The sequence below is a fragment of the Kitasatospora sp. NPDC007106 genome (genome assembly GCF_040634455.1).
GTDB classification, from domain to species: Bacteria; Actinomycetota; Actinomycetes; order Streptomycetales; family Streptomycetaceae; genus Kitasatospora; species Kitasatospora arboriphila.
This window is the reverse complement of the sequence record NZ_JBEYFP010001020.1, coordinates 1-1,945: the sequence shown is the minus strand read 5'-3', so window position 1 is coordinate 1,945 and position 1,945 is coordinate 1. Positions and strand designations below refer to the sequence as shown.

Sequence of the window (1,945 nt, the reverse complement as noted above, 5' to 3'; positions counted from 1 at the left end):
CGCGTCGGCGTAGGGCGGCTCGCCCTGCTTGCGGACCATGCCGATGTGCCACAGCTGCGGCACGATCGTGCCGCCCTCGGCGTGCACGGCCTCGGCGACCTTCGCCCACCCGGCGAGCTGCTCCTCGCCGTGGAAGCGCGGCACGCGGTCGCTCTGCCCGGCGGACTCGTGGCCGACGTAGGTGCCCTCGGTGACGATCAGGCCGACACCGGCGGCGGCCCGCCGGGCGTAGTACGACCGGACGTCCTCACCGGGGACGCCGCCCGGGGAGAACATGCGCGTCATGGGGGCCATGGCGATGCGGTTCGGGACGGTCAGCCCGTTCAGCGCGACGGGACGGGAGAGCAGGTCGGCCGCGCGGGTGGCGGACGATGCGGTGGCGGTCATGGGTGAGTTCCTCGCAGGCACCGGACGACGACGTATGTACGTGCATGTACTGGTGTCTGCCAACCGACGCCACCGCGACCGCATTCCTCCCGGCCGCCGGGTGCCGGGTGATCCCGGTCACAGGTCCGGCGGTCGCGTCCCGGGGGCGGCCGCGCCCGAGCCCCGGGCCGTGGCCCCGGACCGCGCCCCGGGTCGTGCCCCGGATCGCGCCTCAGGCCGCGCAGAGTCCGCGCGGGAGTTCGACGACCTCGGCGCCGGTGCTGTGCAGGAACCCGGCCACCGAGCGCGCCGTGGGCTCGTCCAGGGAGAAGGCCCACGGGCCGGGGACGAGCACGGTGTCCACGTCGCCGGCGGCGGCCAGGGCGAGCAGGCTGCGCAGGCCGTCCCGGGCGAGGCAGGACGAGCCGACCGTGTCGATCAGGACCCGCGGGCAGGCGAGGCCGAGCGAGGAGGCGTGGTCCTGGAGGGCGTGCAGCTGGGTGAGCATCTCCCAGCGGTCGTACGGATAGCAGCGCAGGTAGATCGCCGCGCGGCGGCTGCGGGCGGGGCTGAGGGTCATCGTCGTCCCTTCGGCAATGGGCTGCCCGTCCGCCGGGGCTCCGCGCCGTGTCCCGGGAGGGTCCGGGGGCCGGTGCGGATCCGCGCGGTGGCGGGTGCGGCCGTGTACTGCCGAAGGGGGCGCGGGGGTGGTGCGCGTCGCCCCGCGGGAGGTGGGTCACCGCGGCCGAGACCTCCAGCGTGACCCACTGTGTCCGCATTTGTCTATACCTACTCGGCAGTGTATCCGGCAGCCGACCCCGTCGCGGGCGCCGGAACCCGTCCGGACCTGCGCGGGTGTCCGTCCGGCGGCGGCCGTTCGGGCCCGGCGTTCCGGCGGTCCGGCCGACGGCGCTACGCAGCGTGTCGCACCGCGGCCTCCTAGCGGCACCGCGCGGCCTCCGGCGGTAGCGTGCCGGGGGCGGGCGGCTGCGCCCGCCGGGCCGTACCGACAGCGGGGAGACCGGAATGGCGATCCAGCGCATGGACAACGTCCTCGTCGTGGTCGAGGACCTCGACGCCGTGGTGTCGTTCTTCGTCGAACTCGGCATGGAGCTGGAGGGGCAGGGGCCGGTCGAGGGGCGCTGGGTCGAGCGGATCATCGGGCTGGAGGGTGTCCGGCAGGACGTCGCCATGCTGCGGACCCCGGACGGCCACGGCCGGGTGGAGCTGGCGAAGTTCCACGCCCCGGCGGCGGTCCGCGGCGCGGCCGAGGATGCGCCGACGAACACGCTCGGCATCCGCCGCATCATGTTCGCCGTCGACGACGTCGAGGACACCGTGGCCCGTCTGCGCACCCGGGGCGCCGAACTGGTCGGCGAAGTCGTGCAGTACGAGGACGTCTACCGGCTCTGCTACGTCCGCGGGCCCGAGGGCATCGTGGTCGGACTGGCCGAGCAGGTGGGCTGACCCGCCCGCGCGCCCCGGTCAGGCGGCGGCGGCCGTCCGGCGCCGGGTCAGCCGGGGGCGCAGGCCGACCAGCAGTGCGGCGACGGCGGCCCAGAGCGCGAGCGTGACCACC

2 protein-coding genes and 1 pseudogene are annotated in these 1,945 nt (G+C 75.5%); 1 reads left to right on the top strand and 2 read right to left on the bottom strand.

Features of this window, described 5'->3' with window-relative positions; genetic code table 11:
* Window positions 1-387: pseudogene (locus ABZ641_RS35275) on the bottom strand (12-oxophytodienoate reductase); the annotation flags it as partial.
* Between the two features lie 211 nt (window positions 388-598).
* Window positions 599-946 carry a hypothetical protein gene (locus ABZ641_RS35270; protein WP_344625761.1) on the bottom strand — a complete coding sequence of 116 codons (348 nt, stop codon included), beginning with the start codon at window positions 944-946 and terminating at the stop codon, window positions 599-601.
* Between the two features lie 446 nt (window positions 947-1,392).
* Here ABZ641_RS35270 and ABZ641_RS35265 point away from each other — a divergent pair, with 446 nt between their 5' ends.
* Window positions 1,393-1,833, top strand: coding sequence for a VOC family protein (locus tag ABZ641_RS35265; protein ID WP_359988482.1), 441 nt, complete (start codon window positions 1,393-1,395; stop codon window positions 1,831-1,833).
* The last annotated feature ends 112 nt before the right edge of the window (window positions 1,834-1,945 follow it).